Origin of the sequence: Phytohabitans flavus (genome assembly GCF_011764545.1) — a bacterium.
Lineage (GTDB): Bacteria > Actinomycetota > Actinomycetes > Mycobacteriales > Micromonosporaceae > Phytohabitans > Phytohabitans flavus.
This window is the reverse complement of sequence record NZ_AP022870.1, coordinates 6,192,091-6,219,083: the sequence shown is the minus strand read 5'-3', so window position 1 is coordinate 6,219,083 and position 26,993 is coordinate 6,192,091. Positions and strand designations below refer to the sequence as shown.

Annotated in this window: 1 pseudogene; it reads left to right on the top strand. The window is 73.6% G+C overall.

Features of this window, described 5'->3' with window-relative positions:
* Positions 1-96: 96 nt before the first annotated feature.
* Positions 97-26,988: pseudogene (locus Pflav_RS49000) on the top strand (type I polyketide synthase).
* Positions 26,989-26,993: the final 5 nt, after the last annotated feature.

The following is a 26,993-nucleotide window of genomic DNA, read 5'->3' as shown; positions in this document are numbered from 1 at the left end:
CTCGCCGTAGTCCGCCGACGCCCACGGGCCCGGCGGGCTCGGGAGGCGGTCCGGGAGGCAGATGCTGTGTGCCACGTCGAGATGGGTTGACGTGAGATGGACAACGAAGAGAAGCTCCGGGACTACCTCAAGCGCTCCACCGCCGACCTCCGGCGTACCCGGCAACGGCTACAGGAGATCGAGGCGGCAGAGCGGGAGCCCGTCGCGATCGTCGGGATGAGCTGCCGCTACCCAGGTGGCGTGGCCAGCCCGGAAGACCTGTGGCGGATGGTCGAGGGTGGACAGCACGGCATCACCGGCTTTCCCACCGATCGGGGGTGGGACCTCGAAAGCCTCGACACCTCCTCGACCACTGCCGGCGGCTTCCTGCACGGCGCGGCCGAGTTCGACGCGGACTTCTTCGGCATCTCACCGCGCGAGGCGCTCGCGATGGAGCCGCAGCAGCGGGTGCTGCTGGAGGCCACCTGGGAAGCGTTCGAGCGGGCCGGCATCTCGCCGCTGTCCGTCAAGGGCAGCCAGACCGGCATGTTCATCGGCGCGATGGGCCACGAGTACACGGTCGGCCCGGATGACGACGTCGAGGGTTTCCAACTCACGGGTAGCGCCAACAGCGTGCTCTCCGGCCGGCTGTCCTATGTGTTCGGTGTGGTGGGTCCCGCCGTCACCATCGACACAGCCTGCTCCTCGTCGCTCGTCGCGCTCCACCTCGCCACGCGCTCGCTGCGGGCCGGCGAGTGTGGGCTCGCGGTAGTCGGCGGCGTCACCATCATGTCCAGCCCGACGACGTTCGCCGAGATGGGCAAGCAGGGCGGGCTGGCCGGCGACGGCTTCTGCCGCTCCTTCGCCGACTCCGCGAACGGCACCGGTTGGGCCGAGGGCGTCGGCGTGCTCGTCCTGGAGCGCCTCTCCGACGCACAGCGCAACGGCCGCGAGATCCTCGCCGTCGTTCGGGGCTCGGCCGTCAACCAGGACGGTGCCTCGAACGGGCTGACCGCGCCGAACGGCCCCTCCCAGCAGTCCGTCATCGAACAGGCACTGGTGAACGCCCGGCTCTCCGCCAGCCAGATCGACGCGGTGGAGGCGCACGGCACCGGCACCACGCTCGGCGACCCGGTGGAGGCGCAGGCGCTGCTCGCCACGTACGGCCGCAATCGGGAGCGCCCGCTGCTGCTCGGCTCGGTCAAGTCGAACATCAGCCACACCCAGGCCGCCGCCGGCGTCGCAGGCGTCATCAAGATGGTGCACGCGATGCGGCACGGGATCGTGCCGAAGACGCTGCACGTCGATGCCCCGTCGTCCCACGTGGACTGGACCTCCGGGGCGGTCGAGCTCGTCACCGAAAACGTGCCGTGGCCGGAGACCGGCGAGCCCCGGCGGGCCGCCGTGTCGTCGTTCGGCATCAGCGGTACGAACGCGCACGCCATCATCGAGCAGGCTCCAGATGCTTCCAGCGCGCCGGCGCCCGTGCCGCTCGCCGGCCCCGTACCGCTGCTGGTGTCCGCACGCTCGCCCGGAGCGCTGCGCGCGTTCGCGGCCCGCGTCGCATCCACACTGGACGGCGCGGCACTGCCGGACGTCGCGCTGTCGCTAGCCACGAGCCGGTCCAGCTTCGAGCATCGCGCGGCGTTGGTCGCCGAGACGGTGGAGGACGCGCGGGCCGCGCTGTCGTCGCTCGCCGCCGGCGAGCCGGCCGCCGCTGCCATCACGGGTGCCATCCGGGTACGGCCGAAGCTGGCGATGCTTTTCTCTGGTCAGGGTTCGCAGCGCCTCGGTATGGGTCGTGCGCTCTACGAGCGGTATCCGGTGTTCACGTCCGCGCTCGACGAGGTGCTCGCGCAGCTGGACCCGGGCGTGCGGGACGTGATGTGGGGTACCGACGCCGACGAGCTGGACCAGACGGGGTGGGCGCAGCCGGCGCTGTTCGCGGTCGAGGTGGCGCTGTACAAGCTGGCGGCCTCTTTCGGCCTGCGCCCTGACCACGTCGCCGGCCACTCCATCGGTGAGATAGCGGCGGCGCACGTGGCCGGTGTGCTGTCCCTTTCGGACGCCTGCACGTTGGTTTCCGCGCGTGCCTCGCTGATGCAGGCGTTGCCGGCCGGTGGGGCGATGGTGGCGTTGCGGGCCGCTGAGTCCGAGGTGCTGCCGCTGCTGACAGAGGGCGTGTCGATCGCGGCGGTCAATGGGCCCTTGAACGTCGTGGTGGCGGGCGACGAGGCTGCGGTGTTGGCGGTGGCTTCTCGGTTTGAGAAGCGGACGCGGTTGCGGGTGTCGCATGCGTTCCATTCGCCGTTGATGGCGCCGATGCTGGACGACTTCCGCGCGGTGGTTACCTCGCTGTCGTTCGCGGAGCCTGTCATTCCTGTGGTGGCGGCTGGTGATGTGACGGATCCTGAGTACTGGGTCAGACACGTGCGCGACACCGTCCGCTTCGCCGACGCGGTGGCGACACTGGACGGTTCGGTCTTCCTGGAGATCGGCCCGGACGGCGTGCTGGCCGCGCTGGCCGGCGACGGGGTTCGGGTCATGCGCGAGGACCGGCCGGAGGAGACAACGCTGCTGGCCGCGCTCGGCCGGCTGTACGTGAATGGCATCGGCGTCGACTGGGCGCCGGCGTTCGAGGCCGTTGGCGCGCGTCGCGTGGACCTGCCGACGTACCCGTTCCAGCGGCAGCGCTTCTGGCCCTCCGGGCGGATGGCCGCCGGCGACCCGCGCTCGGCCGGGCTCGGCGCGGCCCACCACCCGCTCCTCGGTGCCGCCGTCTCCCTCGCCCACTCCGACGGGGCGCTGCTCACCGGCAGGATCTCCACGCATACCCACCCGTGGCTGGCCGACCACGCCGTACGCGGCCAGGTGCTCCTGCCCGGTACCGCGTTCCTGGAGCTCGCGATCCGGGCCGGCGACGAGGTCGGCTGCGACCGGGTCGAGGAGCTGACGCTCGCCACACCGCTGGTGCTCCCGGAGCAGGGCGGCGTACAGGTGCAGCTGTGGGTCGGCAGCCCCGACGACCACGGACAGCGGACCGTCGACATCTACTCCCGCCCGGATGGCGCCGACGACCAGCGGTGGGCGCTGCACGCCACCGGCGTACTCGGAAACGGCACGAGCCAACCGGCCGTCGCCAACGCCCAGTGGCCACCCGCCGGAGTGCAGCCTGTGCCGGTGGACGGCCTGTACGAGCGGCTGGCCGGCGACGGGTTCGCGTACGGCCCGACGTTCCGCGGGTTGCGCGCGGTCTGGCGTGGCGACAGTGGCGAGGTCTACGCCGAGGTGTCGCTTCCGGAGGCGGTGGACGCCGGCGCGTTCGGCGTGCACCCGGCGCTGCTGGACGCGGTCCTGCACGCGCTCGCCTTCGTCGACCTGGGCGCGGCGAGCCGGGGCGGGCTGCCGTTCGCGTGGGAGGGCGTGACCCTGCACGCGACCGGCGCTTCTGTGGTGCGGGTACGGCTCACCCGGCTCGGCGACGACGCCGTCTCGATCGCGGTTGTGGACCCGGCCGGCAGCCCGGTCGCCTCGGTCGACTCGCTTGTCGTCCGCGCCGCCGAGGCCGGCCGCACTGACGTCGTGCTGGACGCGCTCTTCCGTCCGGAGTGGACACCGGTCGCCCTTGCGGAGGCGTCGGCGGATGTCGAGCTGTACGAAGTCGTGTCGCCGCCCGGGTTGGACGTTCCCTCGGCGGTGCGTGAGCTGACCGCCCGGGTGCTGGGTCGGGTGCAGGGGTTCACTGGTTCGCGGCTGGTGTTCGTGACCCGTGCGGGTGATTTGGCCGCGTCGGCGGTGTGGGGTCTGGTGCGTTCGGCTGCGGTGGAGAATCCGGGCCGGTTTGCGCTGGTCGAGATCGATGCTGATCCGGCGTCGGTGGCTCTTCTTCCTGCGGCTGCCGGATCGGACGAGCCGGAGCTGGCGATCCGCGAGGGCAGGGCGTTCGCCACGCGCCTGGCCCGGCTGAGCGCGGGCGCGGTGGACGCGTCCGCATGGGGCCCGGACAGCACAGTCCTCATCACTGGTGGCAGTGGCGGTTTGGGCGCCGCGGTGGCCCGTCATCTCGTGGTATCGCATGGTGTGCGGCGGCTTGTGTTGGCGAGTCGGCGTGGTGGCGGTGCCGAGCTTGTCGCGGACCTGGACGTCGAGGTTTCCGTGGTCGCCTGTGACGTGTCCGATCGCGATGCGCTGGCCGAGTTGTTGCGGCAGTATCCGGTGACCGCCGTCGTGCATGCGGCCGGCGTTTTGGATGACGGTGTAATCGAGTCACTTACCCCGGAGCGGTTTGACACTGTGTTGCGGCCGAAGGTGGATGCCGCCTGGCATCTGCACGAGCTGACCCGCGACCTGGACGCCTTTGTGTTGTTCTCCTCCGCTGCCGGCGTTTTCGGCGGTGCCGGGCAGGCAAACTATGCGGCGGGCAACGCGTTCCTTGATGCTCTGGCCGCGCACCGGCGTGCGCAAGGGCTACCGGCCGTCTCGCTCGCCTGGGGACCGTGGACCGAAGGCATGGCCGTGGACGCCGAGCGGCTCGCCCGCGCCGGCACACCGCCGCTGACCGTCGAGCAGGGGCTCACGCTTTTCGACGCCGCGCTCACCGCGGGAGCGCCGTCGGTGGTGCCGATCCGGCTGGACCTGCCGGCCATCCGGGCGGCCGGCGAGGTACCGCCGCTCCTGCGTGGCCTGATCCGTACGCCCGTGCGACGCGGCACGGTCTCCGGCGCCGCCCGTGGCCTGGCGCAGCGCCTGGCCGGGCTGGACGAGACTGAGCGGCGGGGCACCGTGCTGGAGCTTGTGCGCGGCCAGGTCGCCGCCACGCTCGGGCACACCGGCGCTGACAAGATCGACCCGGCGAAGGCCTTCCAGGACCTGGGTTTCGACTCGCTCACCTCGGTCGAGCTGCGCAACCGCCTCGGTACCGTCATCGGGCTGCGGCTGCCGGCCACGCTCGTCTTCGACTACCCGACCGCGGGCGCCCTCGCCGGGTACCTGCTCGACGAACTGCTTGGCTCGGACACCGAGGCCGCCGCGCCGCTGCCCCGCCTCGTCGCCAACTCCGACGATCCGATCGTCATCGTCGGTATGGCCTGCCGCTACCCGGGCGGCGTCGCCTCGCCGGAAGACCTGTGGCGGCTCGTCAGCGACGGCGTCGACGCGATCAGCGGCTTCCCCGCCGACCGCGGCTGGGACCTCGATGCGCTGTACCACCCCGACCCGGACCACCCCGGCACCTCGTACACCCGGTCGGGCGGGTTCCTGCACGACGCCGGAAACTTCGACGCCGAGTTCTTCGGTATGAGCCCGCGCGAGGCCCTTGCCACGGACGCGCAGCAGCGGCTCCTGCTGGAAGTCTCGTGGGAGGCGGTCGAGCGGGCCGGTATCGACCCGGTCTCGTTGCGCGGCAGCCAGACCGGCGTATTCGCGGGCGTCATGTACAGCGACTACAGCCACCTGCTGGGCGGCGGTGACTTCGAGGGCTTCCAGGGCAACGGCAGCTCGCCGAGTGTCGTCTCCGGCCGGGTGTCGTACACGTTCGGCTTCGAGGGACCGGCCGTCACCGTCGACACAGCCTGTTCCTCCTCACTGGTGGCGATGCACCTTGCCGCCGGGGCCCTGCGCGGTGGTGAGTGCGACCTGGCGCTGGCCGGCGGCGTGACGGTGATGTCCACGCCGAACTCGTTCGTCGAGTTCTCCCGCCAGCGCGGCCTGTCCGCGGACGGCCGGTGCCGCGCCTTCGCCGACACCGCCGATGGGGTGGGCTGGTCCGAAGGCGTCGGCGTGGTCGTGCTGGAGCGACTGTCCGATGCCCGCCGCAACGGCCACCCGGTGTACGCGATCCTGCGCGCCTCCGCCGTCAACCAGGACGGCGCCTCGAACGGCCTCACCGCGCCCAATGGGCCGTCCCAGCAGCGGGTCATCCGGCAGGCTCTGGCCAGTGGCGGCCTGACCATGTCCGATGTGGACGTGGTCGAGGGTCACGGCACGGGCACCACGCTGGGCGACCCGATTGAAGCCCAGGCGCTGCTTGCCACGTACGGGCGGGACCGCGAGCGGCCGTTGCTGCTCGGCTCGGTGAAGTCGAACCTCGGTCACACCCAAGCCGCCGCCGGTGTGGCGGGTGTGATCAAGATGATCATGGCGATGCGGCAGGGTATCGCGCCGAAGACCCTCCACGTGGGCGCGCCGTCGTCGCATGTGGACTGGTCGGCTGGCGCGGTCGAGCTGCTGACCGAGCAGACAGCCTGGCCGGAGGTCGACCGGCCACGGCGGGCGGCGGTGTCGTCGTTCGGTATCAGCGGCACCAACGCACACGTGATCCTCGAGCAGCCCGCGCCGGTGCCGGCGGTCGAGCCGGCGGTACAGCCGTCGGTCGTGCCGTGGCTCGTCTCGGCCAAGTCCGAGGCTGCCCTCGACGGCCAGATCGCGCGGCTGCGCACGGTTGAGGCCATGGCCAGCCGCGTCGGGCTCGCCCTGACCGGCCGCTCAGCCTTCGAACATCGCGCCGTGCTCCTGGCCACCGCTGACGGCAGCATCGAGGTCGCCCGTGGTGTCGCCGAGGGTGGCAAGCTCGGCGTGCTCTTCTCCGGCCAGGGCTCGCAGCGCCTCAGCATGGGTCGCGACCTGTGCGCCCGCTATCCGGTCTTCGCCGCCGCGCTGGACGAGGTCCTGGCTCATCTCGACCCCGGCCTGCGCGACGTGATGTGGGGTTCGGACCCGGACCTGCTCAACCAGACGGGGTGGACGCAGCCAGCGCTTTTCGCCGTCGAAGTCGCCCTCTACCGGCTCGCCGAGTCGTTCGGGGTCAAGCCCGCCCACCTCGCCGGCCATTCGATCGGCGAGATCACGGCCGCCTACGTCGCGGGCGTGCTGTCGCTGGAGGACGCCGGCCGCCTCGTCACCGCCCGTGCCGGCCTCATGCAGGCCCTCCCGCCCGGTGGGGCGATGGTCGCGATCCAGGCCACCGAGGCCGAGGTCACGCCGCTGCTCACCGATGGCGTCTCCATCGCGGCCGTGAACGGTCCGGCCGCGGTCGTCATCGCCGGCGTCGAGGCCGAGGTGGAGGCGATAGCGGCCCGCTTCGCCAAAACGACCCGGCTGCGGGTGTCGCACGCGTTCCACTCGCCGCTGATGGATCCGATGCTGGACGACTTCCGGGCGGTGGTGCGGACGTTGACGTTCGCGCAGCCGCGGATCCCGGTCGCCGGTGCCGGTGATGTGACGGACCCTGAGTACTGGGTCAGGCACGTGCGGGACACCGTACGTTTCGCCGAGGCGGTAACCGCCATCGGTGACGCGACACTCCTGGAGATCGGGCCGGACGGCGTGCTCTCCGCGCTCACCGGCAACGCGATCCCCACCCTCCGGAAGGACCGGCCCGAGGAAGCCGCCTTCCTCACCGGGCTCGCCCGCCTGCACACCACCGGAATCACCGTCGACTGGGCGCCCGCCTTCGCCGGTACCGGAGCGACACCGGCCGAGCTGCCCACGTACGCGTTCGACCACCAGCGGTACTGGCCGGAGCCGCCCGAGTTCGCCTTCCCCGTCGACACGATGGACGCCGAGTTCTGGGCAGCCGTCGAGCGGGGCGACATCGACGCGCTGGCGTCCACGCTGGAGCTCGACGGCGACACAGTCGGCGCGATGGTGCCGGCGCTCGCCGCCTGGCGCGGCCGCCGCCTCGAGCGCTCCACGATCGACTCCTGGCGCTACCGCGAGTCCTGGGCGCCGCTCACCGAGGCCCCCCGGCAGGAGCCGGGCCGCCGCTGGCTCGCGATCCTCCCGGACGAGCCGGACGAGTACACGACCGCGGTCGCCGCGGCCCTCGGCGCCACCACGACCCGCCTCGCCGATCTCCAGACCGGAGACCACGACGGGCTCGTCTCACTGCTCGCGCTCGATGCGGGCGGCGACCCGAGCACGGCCGCGATCGCCGCCGCCGGGCTCGTGCGCCTCCTCGGCGAGGCCGGCATCGAGGCCCCACTGTGGACGCTCACGCATGGTGCGGTCTCGGTCGATGACGGCGATACGCCACCCACGGCTGGGCAGGCCGCTGTCTGGGGACTCGGCCGGGTCGCCGCGCTGGAGCTGCCCCGCCGCTGGGGTGGGCTCGTCGACCTCCCACCGTCGCTGGACGCGCCGCTGCTCCGCCGGCTCGCCGACGCGCTCGACCGGAGCGACGGCGAAGACCAGATCGCGGTCCGGGCCTCGGGCACATACGGCCGCCGCTTGGTCCCCGCTCCGGCCTCCCTCGACGCGCCCGCGCCATGGACGCCGTCGGGCACGGTGCTGGTCACCGGCGGTACCGGCGCGCTGGGGGTGCGGGTGGCCCGCTGGCTCGCCGCCAACGGCGCGGAACGGCTCGTGCTCGTCAGCCGCCGCGGTCCGGAGGCCGAGGGCTTGGCCGCGCTGCGGGAGGAGCTGAGCGGGGTCGAGCTGACCGTCGCCGCCGCTGACGCTGCCGATCCGGAGCAGATGCGTACCCTGCTGGCGAGCATCGGAGACGTGCAGGCCGTGGTGCACGCCGCCGGCGTCCTTGACGACGGCGTGCTCGACTCGCTCACTCCAGCCCGCTTCGCAGCCGTATTCCGCTCCAAAGTGGAGGCGGCGCTCGTACTCGATGAGCTGTTGCCGGACCTCGACGCGTTCGTCCTCTTCTCGTCGCTGGCCGGGACGGTCGGAAGCCCGGGCCAGGCCAACTACGCCGCGGCGAACGCGGCCCTGGACGCGATCGCCGCCCGCCGGCGCGCGGCGGGCCGGGCCGCCACCTCCGTCGCGTGGGGTGGCTGGGCCGGCGACGGCATGGCCGCCACGACAGGCGACGACTGGTCGGCGCGCATGGGCGTGGCCGCGATGGACCCGGACCGCGCGCTCGCCGCCCTCGCCCAAGCGGTCGCCGAGCCACAGCCGCGGGTTGTGGTCGCCGACCTCCGCCAGGACCGGCTGATCGGGGCACTCCTCGCGATCCGGCCGAGCCGCCTCCTCGCCGACCTGCCGGGTGCGGCAGGTGCCATCGCGGCCGCCGAGGCCGCCCGCCGGGAGGCCGCCTCCGCCGGTGCCGCGCTCCGCGATCGCCTTCGCGACCTCACCGAGGATGGCCGGGCGGCGGCGGTGCTGGACCTGGTCCGCCGCCAGGTAGCCGCCGTGCTCGGGCACGGCAGCCCCACCGCTGTCGGGGTCGACAAGGCGTTCCGGGACCTCGGCTTCGACTCGCTGTCCGCATTGGAGCTCCGCAACGCGCTCACCGGCCTGACCGGGCTGGAACTGCCGGCCGGCCTCATCTTCGATTTCCCCACGCCGCGGGCCCTCGCCACCCACCTCCTCGGCGAACTGGCCGGCGGCGCCGAGGCCGTGCTGGCCCCGGCCCGGGCGACGGGGGAGACCGACGAGCCGATCGCGATCGTCGGTATGGCCTGCCGCTTCCCCGGTGGCGTGCGCTCGCCAGAGGACCTCTGGCAGCTCTTGCTGGACGGGCGGGACGGCATCGACGCGTTCCCCACCGACCGCGGCTGGGACCTCGCGGGCCTCGCCGGTGGCGGGGGCCGTGGGCGCAGCGACACCCTCGAAGGTGGCTTCCTGGCCGACGTGGCCGGCTTCGACGCGGCGTTCTTCGGCATCTCCCCACGCGAGGCGGTGGCGATGGACCCACAGCAGCGGCTGCTGCTGGAGGTGTCCTGGGAGGCGGTGGAGCGTTCCGGCATCGCGCCGGCGCGACTGCGTGGCAGCCAGACCGGCGTCTTCATGGGCACCAACGGGCAGGACTACGCCAACCTCGTGGGCGCTGCGGGCGAGGAGGTCGGCGGGCACGCCGCCACCGGCCTCTCCGCTAGCGTCATCTCCGGCCGGGTGTCGTACACGTTCGGCTTCGAAGGCCCGGCGGTCACCGTGGACACCGCCTGCTCCTCGTCGCTCGTCGCGCTCCATCTCGCCGGGCAGGCGCTGCGGCAAGGAGAGTGCGACCTCGCGCTGGCCGGCGGCGTCACGGTGATGACGACGCCGAACAACTTCATCGAGTTCACCCACCAGGGCGGGATGGCCGCCGACGGGCGGTGCAAGGCGTTCTCCGACGCCGCCGACGGCACCGGCTGGTCCGAGGGCGTCGGCGTGCTCGTGGTAGAGCGGCTCTCCGACGCGCGCCGCAACGGCCACCCGATCCTCGCGGTCGTCCGCGGCTCGGCGGTCAACCAGGACGGTGCCTCCAACGGCCTCACCGCCCCGAACGGCCCGTCGCAGCAGCGGGTCATCCGGCAGGCACTCGCCAACGCCGGTCTCGCACTGTCTGATGTGGACGCTGTCGAGGCGCACGGCACCGGCACCGCACTCGGCGACCCGATCGAGGCACAGGCCCTCCTCGCCACCTACGGGCAGGATCGGGAGCACCCGCTCTTCCTCGGCTCCATCAAGTCGAACATCGGCCATACCCAGGCCGCGGCCGGTGTCGCCGGGGTCATCAAGATGGTGCAGGCGCTGCGGCACGGCGTGCTCCCTCGGACGCTGCACGTCGAGAAGCCCTCGTCGCATGTGGACTGGTCCGCCGGACGGGTGAGCCTGCTCGCCGCCAACACGCCCTGGCCAGACGTGGAGCGGGCGCGCCGGGCCGGCGTTTCCTCCTTCGGCGTCAGCGGTACCAACGCGCACATCGTGATCGAGCAAGGTCCCGCCGAGGTAGCGCCAATGCCCGCAGGGGACGAGCCGGACCGGGTGTTGCCGTGGATCGTGTCCGGCCGGACCGCCGCAGCCGCCCGTGAGCAGGCTGACACGCTCCGGGCTGCCGTCGCCGGCCTAGCGCCCGCGGACGTCGCGGCCTCGCTTGTGGACACCCGGTCGCTCTTCGAACACCGGGTCGTGCTGCTCGGCGAGGCACGGGTCGAGGGGTCGCCGACGTCGAGGGGCGCACGGTCTTCGTCTTCCCCGGGCAGGGCTCGCAGTGGGTCGGCATGGGCGCCCGCCTGCTCACCGAGTCGCCGGTATTCGCGGCCAGGGCGGCCGAGTGCGCGGCGGCGCTGAGCGCGTACGTCGACTGGTCACTGCTGGACGTGCTGCGTGGCGAGGCCGGCCCGGACCTGCTGGAGCGGGTCGACGTCGTGCAGCCGGCGTCGTTCGCGGTAATGGTGTCGCTGGCCGAGGTGTGGCGGGCGCACGGTGTGGTACCGGATGCGGTCGTCGGCCACTCCCAGGGCGAGATCGCCGCGGCCTGCGTCGCCGGCGCGCTGTCCCTTGCCGACGCGGCCCGGGTCGTGGCGTTGCGCAGCAAGGCGATCGCGGCCCGGCTGGCCGGACGCGGTGGGATGGTCTCGGTCGCGCTCCCCGCGGACGAGATGGCCCCGCGCCTGCCCGGCGACGGCCGCGTCTCGATCGCCGCCGTCAACGGTCCCCGGTCGGTGGTCGTCTCCGGCGACCCCGACGCGCTGGACGCCCTCTGCGGCGAGCTGTCCAGTGAGGACATCTGGCTGCGCCGCGTCGCCGTGGACTACGCGTCCCATTCCGCACAGGTCGAGGCGCTGCACGACGAGCTGCTGGCACAGCTAGCGCCCATCCGCCCGCAGGCGCCGACCGTGCCGTTCTACTCCACCGTTGTCGGCGGCTGGATCGACAAGCCGGCGTTGGACGCCGAGTACTGGTACCGCAACCTGCGCCAGACCGTCGGCTTCCAGCCGGCCATACAGGCACTGCTGGACGACGGCCACCGGGTTTTCGTCGAGGTCAGCTCGCACCCGGTGCTGACCGGCGGCGTGAGCGACACCGCCGATCTCGCGGACACGGCCGGCGAGGCCGTCGTGGTGACCGGCACGCTCCGCCGCGACGAGGGCGGCCTACACAGGTTCGCCGCCTCGCTCGCGGAGCTGTTCGTCCGCGGCGTACCCGTGAACTGGTCGCCGTTCCTGGCCGGCGGGCAGCGGGTCGACCTGCCCACGTACGCGTTCCAGCACGAGCGCTTCTGGATTGCGCCGCCCGAGGCGGAGCAGGCCGGTACCGCCGACCCGGTGGACGCCGCGTTCTGGGCCGCGGTCGAGCGGGAGGACGTGGCCGCGCTCACCGCGAGCCTGCGGCTGGACGAGCCGGCGCTCACCGCCGTATTGCCCGCGCTGTCGGCGTGGCGGCGGCAGCGGCGGGACCGGGCGGCGGTGGACGCGCTGCGGTACCGGGTCGCGTGGCAGTCGGTCGGCGCGCTGCCCCGGGCCACGCTCAACGGAACCTGGCTGCTGGTCACCGCCGAGGGCATCGCGGCCGACGATGTCACCGCCGCGCTCAGCGCGCACGGCGCCGAGGTACGCCCCCTGGTGCTGGACGACGAGTGCGTCGACCGCGCCGTGCTGGCGTCCCGCCTCGGCGAGGCCGGCGACGTCACCGGCATCGTCTCCCTGCTGGCCGCGGCGGAGGAGCCGAGCGAGCGGTACCCGGCGCTCTCCGCGGGGCTGGCGCTCACCGTCGCGCTCGTGCAGGCGCTCGGTGACGCCGGCATCGACGCTCCACTGTGGTGTCTGACCCGCGGCGCGGTGGCGACCGGCCCGGCCGACGCCACGGTACGCCCGGTGCAGGCACAGATCCTCGGCGTCGCCTGGACGGCCGCGCTGGAGCACCCCCGCCGGTACGGCGGCTCGATCGACCTGCCGGACATGCTGGACGAGCGGGCCGCCCAGAGGGTTGCCGCCCTGCTGAGCGGCGAGTCAGGCGAGGACCAGCTCGCCGTCCGGTCCCACGCCGTGCTGGCACGCCGAGTCGTACGGGCACCGTCGGCCGACACGCCAGCCCGGCCGTGGACACCGCGCGGTACCACGCTGGTCACGGGCGCGACCGGCACCATCGGCCCGGACCTGGCCCGCTGGCTGGCCCGCCGGGGCGCCGAGCACATCGTGCTCACAAGCCGCGCCGGGATGGCCGCACCGGGCATGGCGGACCTCGTAGCCGCGCTCGCCGACCTCGGCACCGAGGCCGAGGTCCGGTCCTGCGACGTCGCCGACCGCGAGGCCGTGGCGTCGCTGCTCGCCGAGCTCAAGGCGGCCGGCCGCACCGTGCGGACCGTCGTGCACGCCGCCGCCGTCATCCGGCTCGGCACGCTCGCCGAGATGAGCCTCGCCGAGTTCTCGCTTGTGGTACACGCCAAGGTGGCCGGCGCGGAAAACCTCGACGCGCTGCTGGACACCGACGAGCTGGACGCGTTCGTGCTCTACTCGTCCATCGCCGGCATGTGGGGCAGCGGCGAGCACGGCGCGTACGCGGCTGGCAACGCCTACCTCGGCGCGCTCGCCGCCAACCGCCGCGCCCGCGGCCGGCACGCGCTCTCCGTCCACTGGGGAAAGTGGCCGGAGAACACACGGCTCGACGAGCCCGACCCGTACGGCGTCATCCGCAGCGGCCTTGTGTACCTCGACCCAGACCTCGCCATGGCCGGTCTCGGGCAGGTGCTGGACGACGACGAGACCGCCGTCGCGGTCGCCGACATCGACTGGGACCGGTACCACCCGACGTTCAGCGCACGCCGCGACACCACGCTCTTCGCCGAGGTGCCCGAGGTCCGGCGGCTTGTCGAGGCGGCCGAGCGGGCCAGCCGCGAGGCGGTGGAAGGGGAGTTCGCCACCCGGCTGCGCACGCTCACACCGGGCGAGCGGGCCCGCGCGCTGGTCGACCTCGTCCGCGCCGAAGCGGCGACCGTGCTCGGCCACGCATCGGTCGACTCGCTTCCGGAGCGGCGCGCGTTCCGCGAGGTCGGGTTCGACTCCGTCACCGCTGTGGACCTGCGCAACCGCCTCGCCGCCGCCACCGGGCTCAAGCTGCCCACCACGATGGTCTTCGACTACCCCACCCCGATGGCGCTGGCGCAGTTCCTCGCCAGCCAGGTGACCGGCGACCCGGCGGGAACCCCGGTGGCACCAGCGGTCGCGGCGGGCGCGAGCGACGAGCCGATCGCGATCGTCGGCATGGCCTGCCGCTTCCCTGGCGGGGTCGGTTCGCCGGACGACCTGTGGCGCCTCGTCCGCGGCGGTGTGGACGCCATCTCCGAGTTTCCGCCCGACCGCGGCTGGGACGCGGAAGCCATCTACGACCCCGACCCGGACCACCCCGGCACCTCGTACACCGTGCGCGGCGGCTTCCTCGCCGGCGCCGGCGACTTCGACCCGGGCTTCTTCGGCATCTCGCCGCGCGAAGCACTCGCGATGGACCCGCAGCAGCGGCTGCTGCTGGAAACCGCTTGGGAGGCAATCGAACGCGCCGGCATCGACCCCGAGACGCTGCGCGGCAGCCAGACCGGCGCGTTCATCGGCGCCAGCTACCAGGGGTATGGCGAGGGCGCCGCCAACGAGGCGCACATGATGACGGGGACGGCATCCAGCGTGCTCTCCGGGCGCGTGGCATACCTCTTCGGACTCGAAGGCCCGGCGGTCACATTGGACACCGCCTGCTCCTCGTCGCTCGTCGCGCTGCACCTGGCCTGCCAGTCGCTGCGCAACGGGGAGAGCACGCTCGCGCTCGCCGGCGGCGTCACCGTCATGGGCACGCCGGCTAGCTTCATCGGCTTCAGCCGCCAGCGCGCGCTGGCCGCGGACGGGCGGTGCAAGGCGTTCGGCGACGGCGCGGACGGCATGTCGCTCGCCGAGGGCGCCGGGATCCTGCTGGTCGAGCGGCTCTCCGACGCGCAGCGGCACGGCCACCCCGTACTCGCCGTCGTGCGGGGCAGCGCGGTCAACCAGGACGGCGCCTCGAACGGCCTCACGGCTCCGAATGGGCCGTCCCAGCAGCGGGTCATCCAGCAGGCGCTCGCCAACGCCCGGCTGACCGTGGCGGACGTGGACGCGGTCGAGGCGCACGGCACCGGTACCGCGCTCGGCGACCCGATCGAGGCGCAGGCGCTGCTCGCCACGTACGGCCAGCGGAGCGACCAGCCGCCGCTGCTGCTCGGCTCGGTCAAGTCGAACATCGGCCACACCCAGGCCGCCGCCGGCGCCGCCGGGGTCATCAAGATGGTGCAGGCGCTGCGGTACGGCGTACTACCGCGTACCCTGCACGCTGAATCGCCATCGTCCCATGTGGACTGGACGGCCGGCGCGGTGCACCTGCTGACCGGCGAGTCAGCCTGGCCCGAGGTCGACCGGCCGTGGCGGGCCGGGGTCTCCTCTTTCGGCATCAGCGGCACCAACGCGCACGTGATCCTGGAACAGGCACCCGCCGCCCAGCCCACGGACGAGGCCCCGAGCCGGACATCGCGCCGGTCCTGGTCTCCGGCCGTACCGCCGAGGCGCTGCGCGCGCAGGCGGAGCGGCTGCTGTCCCTGATGGACGAGGTGCCGCTGGCCGACCTGTCGTTCTCGCTCGCGACCGGGCGCACCGGCTTCGAACACCGGGCCGCGATCGTGGCCGCCGACCGGGCAGACCTGGCGCGCGGGCTGGCGGCGATCCGGGACGGCTTACCGGCCGCCGGACTGGTCCGGGCCACGCCGGCGAGCGACCGCCTCGCGATCCTCTTCACCGGCCAGGGTTCGCAGCGGCTCGGCATGGGCCGCGAACTGTACGAGCGGTATCCCGCCTTCGCGTCCGCGTTTGACGACGCACTGTCGCACCTGGACCCAGGTGTGCGGGACGTGATGTGGGGAGCCGACGCCGGCGTCCTTGACGACACCGGCTGGGCCCAGCCGGCCCTGTTCGCCGTCGAGGTGGCCCTCTACCGACTGGTCGAGTCCTGGGGCGTCACCCCCGACTACCTCGCCGGCCACTCGATCGGCGAGATCGCCGCCGCGCATGTCGCGGGCGTGCTGTCGCTGGCCGACGCGGGGACGCTGGTCTCGGCCCGCGCGTCGCTCATGCGGGCGCTACCGGCCGGCGGGGCGATGGTGGCGCTGCGGGCGGCGGAGTCCGACGTGCTGCCCCTGCTGACCGCGGGCGTCTCCATCGCTGCCGTCAACGGTCCGGACGCGGTCGTCATCGCCGGGGACGAGGCCGAGGTCGAGGCGGTCGCGGCGCACTTCGAGAAGTCCACTCGGCTCCGGGTGTCGCACGCGTTCCACTCGCCGCTGATGGAGCCGATGCTCGACGGCTTCCGGGCGGCCATCGCGGGCCTCACGTTCGAGGCGCCGCGCATTCCACTGGTCACGGCCGGGGACGTGACCGATCCTGAGTACTGGGTCAGGCACGTCCGCGAGGCGGTCCGTTTCGCCGACGGCGTCTCGTGGCTCGCCGGCCAGGGCATCACCACGTACCTGGAGCTCGGTCCCGACGGCGTGCTCTGCGGTATGGCCCGGGAGAGCCTGGACGACGGCGCGGCGCTCGTGCCCGCACTGCGGCGGGACCGGCCCGAGGTCGCCTCCCTCGTCACCGCCGTGGCCTCGCTGCACGTCAACGGCGCGCGGGTCGACTGGAGCGCGTACTTCGCCGGCAGCGGTGCCCGCCGCGCCGACCTGCCCACGTACCCGTTCCAGCACCAGCGCTTCTGGCCCGAGCCGGCGGTGGTTTCCGCCCGCTCGCTTGTGGACAGCTGGCGGTACCGCGCGGTCTGGAAGCCCGTACCGGATCGGTCTGGCGCCCCGGCGGGTACGTGGCTGGCGCTCACCTCGTCCACACCGCTGCCCGAGGGGCTCGACGCGGTTCCGGTGCAGGTGCTGGACGGGGATCGAGCCGCCCTCGCCGCCCGGCTGGCTGATGCCGGTACCTCGTTCGCGGGCGTGGTCTCGCTGCTGGACGACGTCTCGTCGACCCTGGTCGCCGTGCAGGCCCTCGGTGACGCGGGCATCGAGGCTCCACTGTGGTGCGTGACCCGGGGTGCGGTCGCGGTCCAGCCCGGCGAGGTGCCCGACCCGGACCAGGCCGCGATCTGGGGTCTCGGCCGGGTGGTCGCGCTTGAGCAGCCGGCCCGCTGGGGCGGCCTCGTCGACCTGCCGGCCGACCTCGACCCGGCCGCTGTTGTCCGCCTTCCCGCCGTGCTGGCCGCCTCGGACGGCGAGGACCAGGTGGCAGTCCGCGGTACCGGCACGTACGTACGCCGGCTCGCCCGCGCGACCGGAGGCTCTGCCACCCGCGACGTCGCACCGCGCGGCACCGTGCTCGTCACCGGCGGTACCGGCGGCCTCGGCAGCCAGGTCGCCCGCTGGCTGGCCGGCGCCGGCGCGGAGCACCTGCTGCTGACCAGCCGCCGTGGCCCGGACGCGCCGGGCGCCGCCGACCTGTACCGGGAGCTGACCGACCTCGGTGCCCGCGTGACGATCGCGGCCTGCGACGCCGCTGATCGGGATGCGCTCGCCGACGTGCTCGCCGCGGTACCGGCTGACGCGTCGCTCAGCGCGGTCTTCCACACGGCTGGTGTGGTCCAGGACGGCGTGGTCGACGCGCTGACTCCGGACGACGTCGCCGCCGTACTCCGGCCGAAGCTCGACGCCGCCCGCAACCTGCACGAGCTGACTGCCGACTCTGACCTCAGCACGTTCGTGCTCTTCTCCTCGATGGCCGGATTCGTCGGCGCGGCGGGACAGGGCAACTACGCCGCCGCCAATGCCGCCCTGGACGCGCTCGCCGAGCAGCGCCGGGCAGAGGGCCGGCCCGCGACGTCGATCGCGTGGGGGCCGTGGGCGGACGCCGGTATGGTCGCCGACGGCGCCGGCGTGGCCGACCGGGTGCGGCGCGGCGGGTACACACCGCTGCCGCCCGCGCGGGCGCTCGCCGCGCTGGGCCAGGCGCTCGCGTACGACGACACGGTCGTCGCGGTCGCCGACATCGACTGGGCACGGTTCACCACCGCGTTCGTCGCCGCCCGCTCCCGGCCGCTGCCGCTCATCGCCGACCTCGCCGAGGTACGCGAGCAGGTCTCCGCCGGCCCGGCCACCGACTCCGCGCTACGGCAGCACCTCGCCGGCTTGCCCGAGGCGGGCCGAGTGCGCGCCGTTCTTGAACTGTTGACCGCGCAGATCGCCGCCGTGCTCGGGTACGCCGACGCCACCGCCGTCGAGCCGGACCGGGCGTTCAAGGACCTCGGCTTCGACTCGCTGACCACATTGGAGCTGCGCAACGGCATCGCCGCCGCCACCGGCCTGACCTTGCCGGCCTCGCTCGTGTACGACTACCCGACCCCGCGGGCGCTCGCCGAGTTCCTCGTCGGAGAGCTGCTCGGCACGCTCGACGGCCCGGCCACACCCACGCTCGTGGCTCGCGACAGCGCTGACGATCCGATCGCGATCGTCGGTATCGGCTGCCGCTTCCCCGGCGGCGTCTTCTCGCCCGACGACCTGTGGCGGCTGCTCGCCGAGGGCGGGGATGGCATCTCCGGCTTCCCGGCCGACCGTGGCTGGGACCTCGACGCGCTCGGCGCCGGCGCCTCCATCACCCGCGAGGGCGGCTTCCTGGCCGGGGTCGCGGACTTCGACGCCGCCTTCTTCGGCATCTCGCCGCGCGAGGCGCTCGCCATGGACCCGCAGCAACGGCTGCTGCTGGAGACCACCTGGGAGGCGCTCGAACGGGCCGGCATCGACCCGACCGCGCTGCGCGGCAGCCAGACCGGCGTCTTCGTCGGTACTAACGGCCAGGACTACGTGGACGTGCTCCGGCGGGGTGCCGACGACGTGCAGGGGTACGCGGCCACCGGCAACACGGCAAGCGTGATGTCCGGGCGGCTCTCGTACACCCTCGGGCTGGAAGGGCCCGCGGTCACCGTCGACACCGCCTGCTCCTCCTCGCTCGTCGCGATGCACTGGGCGATTCGGGCACTGCGCGGAGGCGAGTGCGCGCTGGCGCTGGCCGGCGGCGTCTCGGTAATGTCCACACCGGACGCGTTTGTGGAGTTCAGCGCCCAGGGTGGGCTGGCCCCGGACGGCCGGTGCAAGGCGTTCGGCGACGCGGCCGACGGCACCAGTTGGTCCGAGGGCGTCGGCATGCTGGTGCTGGAGCGGCTCTCCGACGCGGTACGCAACGGGCACGAGGTCTTGGGCCTGCTGCGCGGCTCCGCGGTCAACCAGGACGGCGCCTCCAACGGTCTCACCGCGCCGAACGGGCCGGCTCAGCAGCGGGTCATCCGGCACGCGCTCGCCGACGCCGGCCTCGGCGCGAGCGACATCGACGCGGTCGAGGCACACGGCACCGGCACCACGCTCGGCGACCCGATCGAGGCGCACGCGCTGCTGGCTACGTTCGGCACCGACCGGGAGCGTCCACTCTGGCTCGGCTCCATCAAGTCAAACCTCGGCCACACTCAGGCCGCGGCGGGCGTCGCCGGCGTCATCAAGATGGTCCTCGCGATACGGCACGGCGTCCTGCCGAGGACGCTGCACGCCGAAACCCCGTCGTCGCATGTGGACTGGTCCACCGGGCCGGTGGCGCTGTTGCGCGAGCCGGTGCCGTGGCCGCAGAACGGCCATCCGCGCCGCGCGGGCGTATCCGCCTTCGGCGTCAGCGGTACCAACGCACACGTCGTTGTCGAAGCGCCCCCAGCCGCGGCGGCTCCCGAGGACCCGGCTCCCGAGCCGCCGGCCGTCGTGCCGTGGCCCGTCTCCGGCCGTACCAGCGAAGCCTTGGACGCGCAGGTCGAGCGGCTGACCGCGGCGGCTGATGGGCTGTCCCCGCTCGACGTCGGGTACACGCTCGCCACCGCCCGCTCCGCGTTCGCCCACCGTGCGGTCCTGCTCGCGAGCGACGGTGGCCTCTCCGAGGTGGCCCGGGGCGCCGCACCCCGTACGCTCGGGCGCCTCGCTTTCCTCTTCGCCGGCCAGGGCTCGCAGCGGCTGGGCATGGGTCGCGAGCTGTACGGCCGCTTCCCGGCGTTCGCCGCCGCCTTCGACGAGGTGCTGGAACACCTCGCCCCCGGCCTGCGGGACGTGATGTGGGGCGACGACGCCGAGCTGCTCAACCAGACCGGTCATGCCCAACCCGCCATCTTCGCCGTCGAGGTCGCCCTGTACCGGCTCGCCGAGTCGTTCGGCGTGACGCCGGACCATCTGGCCGGGCACTCGATCGGCGAGATCGCGGCCGCTCATGTGGCCGGCGTGCTGTCGCTGCCGGACGCCTGCCACCTCGTCTCCGCTCGCGCGTCGCTCATGCAGGCCCTGCCGGCCGGCGGGGCGATGGTCGCCATCCCGGCCACCGAGGACGAGGTGGCACCGCTGCTCTCCGGTCAGGTGTCGATCGCCGCGGTGAACGGGCCGGCGTCGGTCGTCATCGCGGGCGAGGAGAAGGCGGTCCGCCGGATCGCCCGCAAGTTCGCCAAGAGCACCAAGCTGCGGGTGTCGCACGCGTTCCACTCGCCGCTGATGGAGCCGATGCTGGACGGATTCCGCACGGCCATCCGCGACCTGACCTTCGCCCCGCCGCGCATACCGCTGGCGGTGGCCGGCGACGTGACCGACGCTGAGTACTGGGTCAGGCACGTGCGGGAAACGGTCCGCTTCGCCGACGCGGTAGCCAGCCTCGGCGACGCCACCCTCCTGGAGATCGGCCCCGATGGCGTGCTGTCCGGCCTCACCGGTACCGCGATCCCGATCCTGCGCAAGGACCGGGACGAGGAGGTGGCCCTGCTGACCGCGCTGGCGCGCCTGTACGTCGCGGGTGTCACCGTGGACTGGCAGCCGCTCTTCACCGGCGCTCGCCGGGTCGACCTGCCCACGTACGCGTTCCAGCGGGAGCGGTTCTGGCCGTCGGCGGCGCCCCAGCCGGGCGTTGTCGACCCGATGGACGCCGAGTTCTGGTCCGCGGTGGAACGGGAGGATGTCGACTCGCTTTCGTCCGCGCTAGAGGTGGACGGAGCCGCCCTCTCGACGGTCGTACCGGCACTCTCCTCGTGGCGCCGGCGCCGGCAGGAGCGCTCCATTGTAGACGGCTGGCGGTACGAGGTGGCCTGGGAGCCGGTCGCCCTACCCGACCGCAAGCAGACCGGCCCGTGGCTCGTGCTGGCCGCGCCAGGACAGGCCGAGGCGGCCTGGGTCGGTGAAGCGCTGGGCCCGGACACGGTCCGCGCCGACGTGTCCGGCCTGCCAGCACTGGAAGACCGCAGCTTCGCCGGCGTCGTATCGCTGCTGGCGATCGGCCCCGGCCTGCCACCGGAGGCCGCCTGGCCGGCCAACCTGCTCCCTGCCCTGGCCGGCATCGACGCTCCACTGTGGTGCCTCACCCGCGGTGCCGTGGCGGCCGGCGAGGGGGACCGGCTTCGGGAGGCGGGCCAGGCGCTTGTGTGGGGCCAGGGCCGGGTCGCCGCGCTGGAGCAGCCCGAGCGCTGGGGTGGCCTGATCGACCTCCCCGAGGCCCTGGACGACTCCGTGGCGGCAACGCTCGCCGGGGTCCTTGGCGGGGCCGAGGACCAGGTAGCGATCCGCCCGGCTGGCGCGCTCGCGCGGCGCCTTGTCCGCCCGGCGGCGGCCGGCTCCGGCCGCACGTGGAAGCCGACCGGTACGGTGCTCGTCGCCGGTGGCACAACTCCGATGGGCGCCCAGGTCGCCCGCTGGCTTGCCGGACAGGGCGCCGAGCACCTGCTGCTGACCGGCCGCGAGGGTGCCGTCGCGGATGACCTGCGCCGCGAGCTGACCGCAAGCGGCGTGAGCGTGACGATCGAAGCCTGCGACCTGGGCGACGGCAGCGCCCTGGCCGCGCTCCTCGACGCCGTACCGCCGAGCGCGCCGCTGACCGCCGTCGTGCTGGCCGGCGACGAACCTGACGACGTGCCCAACCAGGCCGCCGCCATCGCCGCCGTCATGGATCGGGTCGCCAACCTCGACGCCGTACTGGGCGCCCGCCCGCTCGACGCGTTCGTCCTCTTCGGATCGATCGCCGGGGTGTACGGTTTCCGCGGCCAGAGCGCGGAGGCCTCCGTGGACGCCGTGGTGGACGCGCTCGCCCGCCGCCGTCACGAGCGTGGCGCCACAGCGCTCTCCGTGTCGTGGGGCGCCTGGGCCGGCGTCGACGCCGGGCCGGAGACCGGCAAGGGCACACACGCCCAGCTCAACGGCCTCCCCGCGATGCACCCCGACTTGGCGATGGCCGCGCTCGGTGCCGCCGTCGCGGACGGGGCCACCACGGTCACGCTCGCCGACATCGTCTGGGAGCGGTTCGCGCCGGCCTTTACCGCGGGACGGCCGAGCCGGCTGCTGGCCTCGCTTCCCGAAGCGCGGGCGGCCATCGAGGCCGCCGGCCGCGACGAGCGGTCCGCCGCGGCAGATCTGCGCGCGAGGCTGCTGCGCCTGCCCGAGGGGGAGCGGCCCGAGGCGGTGCTGAGCCTGGTCCGGGAAAAGGTCGCCGCGGTACTCGGCCACGCCGGGCCGGACGCGATCGAGCCGGACTGGCCATTCAAGGACCTCGGCTTCGACTCGCTCACCGCGGTCGACCTGCGCGACCAGCTCGCGTCGGCCACGGGGCTCAGCCTGCCGGCGACGCTCGCGTTCGACTACCCGACGCCCGAGGCGCTGGCCGGGTACGTGCGCGGCGAGCTGCTCGGCACCGAGGCCGATGTCGCCGACGCCCCGCCGGTCGCGGTGTCCACAGCGGACGACCCGATCGTCATCGTGGGCATGAGCTGCCGCTACCCGGGTGGCGTCCAGTCGCCGGAGGACCTGTGGCGGCTCGTGATGGACGAGGTGGACGCGACCGGCGACCTCCCCGCCGACCGGGGCTGGGACCTCGGCACCCTCGGGTACCGGGGTGGCTTCCTGTACGACGTCGCCGACTTCGACCCTGACTTCTTCGCCATCTCGCCGCGCGAGGCGCTGGTGATGGATCCGCAGCAGCGGCTTGTGCTGGAGGCGACCTGGGAGGCGCTGGAACGGGCCGGCATCGACCCGGCCGGGCTGCGCGGTACGGATGTGGGCGTCTTCGTCGGCGGCGGCAGCGGCGACTACCGGCCGCCCGCCGAGCAGACCGGCCAGTGGCAGACCGCGCAGTCCGCGAGCCTGCTCTCCGGCCGGGTGGCCTACACGTTCGGGTTGCAGGGCCCACGGTCTCGGTGGACACGGCCTGCTCCTCGTCGCTCGTCGCGCTGCACCTGGCCGCCCAGTCGGTACGCAACGGCGAGTGTGCGATGGCCCTCGCCGGCGGCGTGACGGTGATGGCGACGCCGATGGTGTTCGTGGAGTTCGGCGAGATGGGCGCGCTGTCCTCGGACGGCCGGTGCAAGGCGTTCTCCGACTCGGCCGACGGCACCGGTTGGTCCGAGGGTGTCGGCATGCTCGTCGTCGAGCGGCTCTCCGACGCGCGGCGCCTCGGCCACACGGTGCTCGCCGTCGTGCGCGGCTCGGCCATCAACCAGGACGGTGCCTCGAACGGCCTGACCGCGCCGAGTGGCCCGGCGCAACAGCGGGTCATCCGGCGGGCGCTGGCCGCCGCCGGCCTGACACCCTCCGATGTGGACGCAGTCGAGGCACACGGTACGGGTACCACACTCGGCGACCCGATCGAGGCGCAGGCGCTGCTGGCCACGTACGGCCGGGACCGCGCGAGGCCGTTGCTGGTCGGCACCGTCAAGTCGAACATCGGGCACACCCAGGCCGCCGCCGGCGTCGCCGGGATCATCAAGATGGTGCACGCGCTCGATCACGGCGTACTGCCGAAGTCGCTGCACGTCGACACCCCGTCCTCGCATGTGGACTGGTCGTCCGGCGCGGTCTCGGTGCTGACGTCGCAGGCGGAGTGGCCCGAGGTCGACCGGCCGCGGCGGGCGGGCGTCTCGTCGTTCGGCGCCAGCGGCACCAACGCGCACGTGATCCTCGAACAGGCGCCGGCCCACGAAGCGCCGGCTCATGCGGAGCGTGAGCCGGGTGTGCTGCCGGTCGTGCTCTCCGCCCGTACCCCCACCGCGCTCCGCGACCAGGCGAGCCGGCTGCTGGCCCGGGTCCGCGAGGACAGTGGTGCGGCTCTCACCGACCTCGCGTTCTCCGCGGCGGTGGCACGGTCCGCGTTCGAGCACCGGGCGGCGGTGCTCGGCGCCGACCGCGAGGCGCTGCTCCGCGGACTGGCGGCGGTGGCTGCCGACGAGCGGGCACCGCACGTGTTGTGGGACAAGGCGGCCAGGCCGGGCAAGATGGCGTTTCTCTTCGCCGGCCAGGGCTCGCAGCGACTGGGGATGGGACGCGAGCTGTACGAGCGGTACCCCGCCTTCGCTAACGCGCTGGACGACGTCCTCGCCCACCTGGACCCCGAACTCCGGACGGTCATGTGGGGCGACGACGCCGACGCGCTGAACGAGACAGGCTGGGCACAGCCGGCGCTCTTCGCGATCGAGGTGGCCCTCTTCCGCCTCGCCGAGTCGTGGGGCCTTCGCCCGGACCTCCTGGCCGGTCACTCGATCGGCGAGATCGCCGCCGCCCACGTGGCCGGTGTGCTCTCCCTTGTGGACGCCGCTCGGTTGGTCTCGGCGCGGGCACGGCTCATGCAGGCGCTGCCGAGGGGCGGCGCGATGGTCGCCGTGCGGGCTACCGAGGCCGAGGTACTGCCGCTGCTGACCGACGACGTGTCGATCGCCGCGGTCAACGGCCCGCGGTCGGTGGTCGTCGCCGGCACGGAGGAGGCGGTGCTCGCGGTGACCGCCCACTTCGAGAAGTCGACCCGGCTGCGCGTCTCGCACGCGTTCCACTCGCCGCTGATGGACCCGATGCTCGACGACTTCGCCGCGGTGGCGAAGGGCTTGACCTACGCCGAGCCGCGCATCCCTGTGGTCGCGTCCGGCGAGGTCACCACACCGGACTACTGGGTGCGGCACGTGCGCGAGGCCGTGCGCTTCGCCGACGGGGTGCGCACGCTGGCCGAGCGCGGCGCGACGACGTTCGTCGAACTAGGGCCGGACGGGGTGCTGTCGGCGATGGCCGGCGAGTCGCTGCCCGACACGGCCGCCGTCGTACCCATCCTGCGCAAGGACCGTGGCGAGGAGGAGAGCCTCGTCACCGCCGTCGCCCGCCTGCACACTCACGGGGTACGCGTCGACTGGGCCGGCTTCTTCGCCGGTACCGGGGCTCGGGTGGTCGATCTGCCCACGTACGGCTTCCAGCGCCAGCGCTACTGGCCGGACGCAACTCCGCGTGCCGCACAGGTGGCTGAGTCGGGCGGCTCGGACGAGCGCTTCTGGGATGCGGTGGCGGGGCAGGACTTCACCGCGCTGGAGTCCATGCTGGACGTCGAGGGAGACGCGCTCGCCAAGGTACTGCCGGCGCTGCTGGACTGGCGCGGCCAGAAGCGCGACCAGGACGTCGTGGACAGCTGGCGACACCGCGTCACCTGGAAGCCGCTGAGCCGCCCGTCCTCCGCCACCGTCCCCGGCAAGTGGCTCGCGCTCGTGCCCGACGGCTCGGACAGCAGCTGGCTCGACGGCGTCCTGGACGCGGTCCGCCTGGAGGTCTCCACGCCCGATCGGGCCGCTGTGGCTGATCGCCTAAGCGGTCTCGAAGGACCGTTTGCGGGCGTCCTTCTCCTGCCGCCAACGGGCGGAGCGGCGGCCGGAGCGGCGCTCGCGGCCACCGCCGTCCAGGCACTCGGCGACGCGGGAATCGCCGCTCCACTGTGGTGCCTCACCCGGGGTGCTGTCTCGGTCGGCGGCACGGACCCGGTGCGCGACCCCGAGCAGGCCGGCATCTGGGGCCTGGGTGCGGTGGCGGCACTGGAGTACCCGGAACGGTGGGGCGGCCTGGTCGACCTGCCGGACACGATCGATGAGCGCGCCGCCACCGGCCTCGCCGCGGTCCTCGCCGGCCTCGACGGCGAGAGCCAGGTCGCCGTGCGGCCGTCCGCCATCTTCGGCCGGCGGCTCCTGCCGGCACCGGCGGCCGACCCTGCGCGGGTCTGGGAGCCGCGCGGCACCGTGCTCGTCACCGGCGGTACGGGCGCGCTCGGCGCACATGTCGCCCGGCGGCTCGCCCGCGAGGGCGCCGAGCACCTCGTGCTGGCGAGCCGGCGTGGCCTCGACGCGCCGGGCGCCGTGGAGCTGCGCGACGAACTGGCCGCGCTAGGGTCCCGGATCACGGTCGCGGCGTGCGACATCGCCGACCGGACCGCGCTGGCCGCACTCCTGACTGACCAGCCGGTCAACGCCGTCGTACACACCGCCGGCGTCCTCGACGACGGGGTCATCGACCGGCTCACGCCGGAGCGGTTCGCGGCGGTCTTCCGGTCGAAGGTGGAGGCCGCCCTGCTCCTCGACGAGCTCGTCCCCGACGCCGAGGCATTCGTGCTCTTCTCCTCCGCCTCGGCGGTGGTCGGCAACCCGGGCCAGGCCAACTACACGGCTGCCAACGCGGTGCTCGACGCGCTCGCCGAACGGCGCCGGGCCGACGGCCGCCAGGCGACGTCGATCGCCTGGGGCGCCTGGGGTGGTGGCGGCATGGCCGGCAGCGCCGAGGCGGAACAGGCCACCCGCCGCGCCGGCATCGCGACGATGGACCCGGACCTGGCCTGCACGGCCATGTGGCAGCTCGTCGCCGAAGGCGCGCCGACTACGCTCGTCGCCGCCGTGCCGTCCGGGCGTGGGATCGGCGGCGGCCGCCCCAGCCCGCTGCTGCGCGACCTCCCCGGCACCGCCGACCCAGGCGTGGTGGAGCGGCCGGCCGAGGGCGAGTTCCGCGAGCATCTGCTGTCGCTGCCGCGTGCCGGCCGGCTGGATGCGGTGCTCGACCTGGTGCGCGGCCGCTCCGCCGAGGTGCTTGGCCAGCCGGACCTGGACGCGGTCGGCGCCGACCGCCCCTTCCGCGACCTCGGCGTCGACTCTCTGGCCACTGTGGAGCTGCGTAACCAGCTCAACCTCGTCACCGGCCTGAGCCTCCCCGCCACGCTGGTCTTCGACCACCCGACGCCGGCCGCGCTCGCCGAGCACGTGCTCGGCGAGCTCCTGCCGGACCAGCAGGATGGCGCGGAGGCCGACGGTGAGGAAGCCAGGATCCGGACGCTGCTCGCCAGCGTGCCGCTCGCCCGGCTCCGCGAGGTGGGCGTACTGGAGACACTGCTACAGCTCGCCGGCCACGACGGCGCGTCGGCGCCCACTGTGGACGGCGACGCCGAGCTGATCGACTCGATGTCCGTGGACGACCTGGTGCGGGCGGCGCTCGACGGGGCGCCCGACCCGGCGCACGACTGACGGAG